This window comes from candidate division WOR-3 bacterium (assembly GCA_016867815.1).
In the GTDB taxonomy this organism is placed as follows: Bacteria; Hydrothermota; Tepidihabitantia; order Tepidihabitantales; family Tepidihabitantaceae; genus UBA2258.
Genome location: VGIR01000140.1, coordinates 1 through 5,045, shown reverse-complemented (window position 1 = coordinate 5,045; position 5,045 = coordinate 1). Strand labels below are relative to the sequence as shown.

The 5,045-nt window shown below is 61.8% G+C and carries 4 protein-coding genes; 2 read left to right on the top strand and 2 right to left on the bottom strand.

Annotation, left to right across the window (positions count from 1 at the left end):
• Positions 1 to 670 precede the first annotated feature (670 nt).
• Together FJY68_13325 and FJY68_13320 are read right to left on the bottom strand one after the other, a co-directional pair.
• Entirely contained in the window at positions 671 to 1,486 is an 816-nt protein-coding gene (locus FJY68_13325) for a carbohydrate ABC transporter permease (protein MBM3332805.1), read from the bottom strand.
• 99 nt (positions 1,487 to 1,585) lie between these two features.
• A complete protein-coding gene (locus FJY68_13320) occupies positions 1,586 to 2,533 on the bottom strand; it encodes a sugar ABC transporter permease (GenBank protein ID MBM3332804.1) in 948 nt (315 codons plus the stop codon).
• A gap of 148 nt (positions 2,534 to 2,681) precedes the next feature.
• Between FJY68_13320 and FJY68_13315 the strand changes: the two genes are divergently transcribed.
• Together FJY68_13315 and FJY68_13310 are read left to right on the top strand one after the other, a co-directional pair.
• Positions 2,682 to 3,854: a DUF763 domain-containing protein gene (locus tag FJY68_13315; GenBank protein MBM3332803.1), complete on the top strand. Its 1,173-nt coding sequence runs from the start codon at positions 2,682 to 2,684 to the stop codon at positions 3,852 to 3,854.
• A gap of 81 nt (positions 3,855 to 3,935) precedes the next feature.
• Positions 3,936 to 4,991: an RsmB/NOP family class I SAM-dependent RNA methyltransferase gene (locus FJY68_13310; protein MBM3332802.1), complete on the top strand. Its 1,056-nt coding sequence runs from the start codon at positions 3,936 to 3,938 to the stop codon at positions 4,989 to 4,991.
• The last annotated feature ends 54 nt before the right edge of the window (positions 4,992 to 5,045 follow it).

Here is a 5,045-nt window from a genome sequence, read left to right as displayed (position 1 = left end):
GCAGCCTGTCTGCGTCTGATCACGGCGTTGGCTCAGGAAGAAGCGGGTGAGTGGGCTGCTCAACCCACGTATCTGGACATGAAGGAACTGGCGTTGTGGGACGCGCTCAGCCAGCCGCTTCCGACCGCGCCAGTCGCATGAACACACCAAAACACGAAGCCACCTATTTGCAGACAAATCGGCACTTGACCCTCTTCGGCAGGCGGTAGGAACCTCGTACAGGGCCGGATGCCCTCCCAGATGCCGGGGGAGATGCCCTCCCAGATGCCCTCCCAGATACCGGGGGAGATGCCCTCCCAGATGCCGGGGGAGATGCGCTCAGAGTTCCCCTCCGAGATGTTCAGGGAGATTCCCACCGGGATACGGGGAGAGCATCCTTCCCAGTGCCTGAGTCCGATTTCCGGAGAGATGCCCTCCCAGATGCCGGGAAGGATACCGGGACAGATGCCCAGCCAGATGCCCGGAGATATGCCCCCGGATATGCAGGGAGAGTCTCCGGGGGAGTATCCCCCCCAGCGACCCCTGGACGTGGAATACGTGACTTACGCGATGTCGCTTTGACCAAAACCGACGGAAACCCGCAATTCCTTAGTGACGGCAATCTACTGAGCCGTACAAAGGAGAGCAGTATGAACCAGACTGAGTCAAACCAGCGGTCGCGTGACGCGGCCTATTCCTTGAGTCCTGACCTGGCCTGGGATTGGATGATCTGTCTCTGGGCCGCGAAGAAGAGGAGAATCAGCGGTATGACCGCGAGCGTGGTCGCGGCCATTAGCAGCGTGTAGTTGGTCGTCTGTTCCCGCGAGAAGTAGGCCAGGCCGACCTGCAGCGGACGTATCTTGTCCGAGTTCGTCACGATCAGGGGCCAGAAGAATGAGTTCCAGGAGGCGATGACGTTGAAGACCGCTATCGTGACCAAAGGAGCTTTGCAGAGCGGCAGGACGACCTTGCGCAGCGTGGTCCAGTTCGAGCAGCCGTCGATACGGGCCGCGTCGAAGAGGTCGTTCGGTAGCTGGCGGATGTGCTGCCTCAAGAGGAAGATGGCGAAGATGTTCACGGTCCACGGCACGATCATCGCCGCGTAGGTATCGATCCAGCCCAGCTTGAAGAGGATGATGTAGGACGGGACAAGGTAGACAGGCAGCGGAATCATCATCAGGGCAAGGAAGCCCATGAAGAGGACCTCGCGGCCGGGGAAACGGAACCGGGCAAATGCATACGCCGCCATCACGCCGGTCGCGAGAACACCGAACAGGCTGAGCGCGGTGACGAGCACCGTGTTCGCGAAGTAGCGCCAGAGCGGGATCTGCCTGAACACCTCGGTGTAGTTCGAGAACTGCATCGAACTCGGCCACGACGTGGGCGGGAACCTGAGTGCTTCCAGCGGCGTCTTCAGCGAAGTCGAGAGCATCCAGAAGAACGGAAGCACCATGGCGATGCCGCCAATGATGAGGAGCAGGTGGATCGGGAAGTTGCTGGTCCTCATTGGCGGAAATCCGAATGACGAAGCACGAATGACGAATGAAGCTCGAATGACCGAATGGCCGGAGCTTGCGGCTTGGGGCTTGCGGCTGGAGGCTGGGCTCTATCCATACTGCACTCTCCGTTCGAGGAAGAGACGCTGGAGGATGGTGAGGGCGAGGATGATGGCGAAGGCGATGAAGGCGATGGCAGCGCCGTAGCCGAGCCGCCAGAGTTCGAACGAGGTCTCGTAGAAGTAGTACATCACAACCTTGGTTGTGGAGAGCGGGCCGCCGGCCGGCGGGCCGGTCATTATCCAGACCTGGGCAAAGGTCTCAAAGGCGCTGATGCAGGACATGATGAGGACGTAGTAGGTCGTCGGCGATATGAGCGGCCAGGTTATCTTCCGGAATGTTGCCCAGCGGCCGGCGCCGTCTATGCGCGCGGCCTCGTAGTAGGACTTGTCGATGTTCTGCAGCCCGGCCAGGAAGATGATGGTGCTGTACCCGATGCCTTTCCAGATGCCCATCAGCACGAGCGAGAGAAGCGCGATTGACGGGCCACGCAGGCCGGATGGCAGTTGTACCGACGGGCCGGCGATGAGCTGGAACAGGCCGCGCGGGTCCTGGAGCCAGCGGACGCCCGAGATGTGAAACCACGAGAGGATGTAGTTCATAAGTCCACGGTCCGGCTGGAGTATCCAGCGCCAGACGACCGAGACCGCAACGATCGAGGTGACCACCGGCAGGTAGTAGATGGTGCGATACACGCCGAGCCCGCGTATCTTCTGATTGAGCAGGATGGCGACAAAGAGCGAAACGAAGAGGATGGTTGGCACTTCGAAGAGCACGTACCAGCCGGTGTTCGCGAGCGACTGCCAGAAGACCGGGTCGCGCAGGACCGCAGCGTAGTTGCCGAGGCCGACAAAGGCCCGGGCGCCGGCCATGCCCCAGTCGTAGAGGCTCATGCGGACCGACAGGATTATCGGGATCACGCGGAAGCCGATGAGGATGATCAGCGCCGGCAGGAGCCAGGCAATTCCCGACCAAGCTTCACGCCGTCTGCGGTACATCTTGACCCGGCGAGTATAGCAGTGGCTGGAGTGTGGTCAAGTGGTCTAGTGAGGACCTCGGAGTTCGCCACTGGACCACTGGGTCACTGGATCACTAGACCACTCTCGATGCGCTTGAGCTTGAGCCTGGGCTTCGTAGACTTGAGTCGTGAGACGCGGAGTCGCGATGATGCCCCTGCACTGGGGCAAGGCGCCGGCTTGGCTGTTCCAGCGGATGGTGAAGCTGTGCCGAGCCGTGACCGAGATAGTCGTGACCGATTACGGCCCGGACGAACTGCTCAGGCGGTTCAGCGACCCGGTCTGGTTCCAGAGCTTCGGTTGCGTGCTGGGATTCGACTGGCACTCGTCGGGAGTGACTACGACCGTTTGCGGCGCACTCAAAGAGGCGGTGAAGGGGCAGGAGGCGAGCCTCGGTCTCTACGTCTGCGGCGGCAAGGGCGGGGCGTCGCGCAAGACACCGGGCGAGATTGCCGGCTTCTCCGAGCAGTTCAGCCTGGATGGAGATACACTCGTGAAAGCGAGCCGGCTGAGCGCCAAGGTCGATTCCGCGGCATTGCAGGACGGGTTCCAGATCTACCAGCACGTCTTCATCGGTACGACCCAGGGGCGTTGGGCAGTGGTGCAGCAGGGGATGAACACCGACACGCGCTGGGCGAGAAGGTATCATTGGCTGTCAGAGGAGCTTGAGGACTTCGTCTGCGAGCCTCACCAGGGGATAGCGTGCGACCATATGGGCAAGCCGCTGAATATGGTTGCGGCCGAAGCGCAGACGGCAAGGCAGGCAGTGGCCGCCATCTCTGGTCGCTCGCCCGATGTGACCGTACGGGAATTTGAGAGGGTCCGGCTCGCCCTGGCCCGCGGGCCCGAAAGCGGGGACAGTCCCCCGGAGCGCGAGGACGCGCGGTACAGTCCCCGTTTTCGGGCACTTGGTATGCCCGAACAGCATCCGGTTGGGCTCGCTGACGTCAACCCAAAGTACCTGCAGAAGGCGCTCGTCGGCACCTACGAGAAACCTCCGGAGGACTTCACTGCGCTGCTGCTGCAACCGGGGATCGGGCCGAAGACAATACGCGCACTCGCACTGATAGCAGAGGTGACACACGGTGCCCCTTTGAGCTTCCGCGACCCGGTAACCTACACCTTCGCAGTCGGTGGCAAGGATGGTTGGCCATATCCTGTTGACCGCAATGCCTATGACCGCTCGGTCGCTTTCCTCGACAAGGGCATTCGGGAGGCGAAGCTGGGGAACAAGGAGAAGCTGGATGCGTTGCGGAGGCTGGACAGTTGGTCGAGAACGGTCACTCGGACCAATGACGAATGACGAAGTCCGAATGACGATTGAAGTTCGAATGACCGAAAGGCCGAGGTCTGCGGCTTGGAGCTCGGGGCTTGAGGCTTGGCGATGCTGAAGCGCAGGTTCCCGCAGGGATTCATCGACCGTTACTCGCAGTTCATCCCTGATTTCGATGCGTTCCTGGATGCCATGCAGCGCCCGTTGCGCCGGACGTTCAGGGTCAACACACACAAGGCCACGCGTGAACAGGTACTGGGCCTGATGGTAGACTTGATGCCGGAGCCGCTGCCGTGGTATGAACTGGGGTTCGTCCTCCCGGAAAATGGGGACAGTCCCTCGGGGCGCGAGGACGCGCGGTACAGTCCCCATTTTCCCGCGCTGGGCAAGCGCATCGAGCACTTCGTTGGGCTCATCTACGTGCAGGAGGCGGCATCGATGGTTCCACCGCTGGTCCTGCAACCACAGCCGGGCGAGCGAGTGCTGGACATTGCCGCAGCACCCGGCTCAAAGACAACCGAGATGTCGGCTATGATGCAGAACACGGGGCTCATCATTTCCAATGACCCGTCGCCGACACGCGTGCGCGGGCTCATCGGCAACGTGGACCGCGCCGGGTGCCTGAACGTGGCCGTATGCAGGATGGACGGGTCGAGCCTGGGGAGGATGGTTGCGGGAACCTGCTACCGGGTGCTGGTCGATGCGCCTTGTTCTTCCGAGGGTACGATTCGCAAGTCTGCACAGGCGCTCGACCGGTGGTCGGTGGCGACAATCGAACGCTTCCCATCGGTTCAGAAGCGGCTGATACTGGCCGGATACCTTGCGCTCAAGCCCGGTGGCGTGATGGTCTACTCAACCTGCACGGTTGCACCCGAAGAGAACGAGTCCGTTGTGGCGCACCTGCTGGCGCGTCAGCCCGAGGCGGAAGTCCAAGAGTTCGAACTGCCTGGTCTCGTGATGCGGCCGGGGCTTCGTGAATGGGGACGTGAGTCATTTGCGGAGGCTGTCAGCCGGTGCCGGAGAATCCTGCCACAGGACAACGACACGGAGCCCTTCTTCATTGCACTGATACGCAAGGGCCGCTCCTCACCCCATCCCTCTACTCGGGGAGGGGAGGGCGAGCGAAGCGAGGGTGAGGAGGCGCACTGGGGGACGGAGCGGGAGTGAACCGGCATGTGCGGGAACTGAGCGAGAGGTTCGGCATCCCGAGAGAGGTGTTTG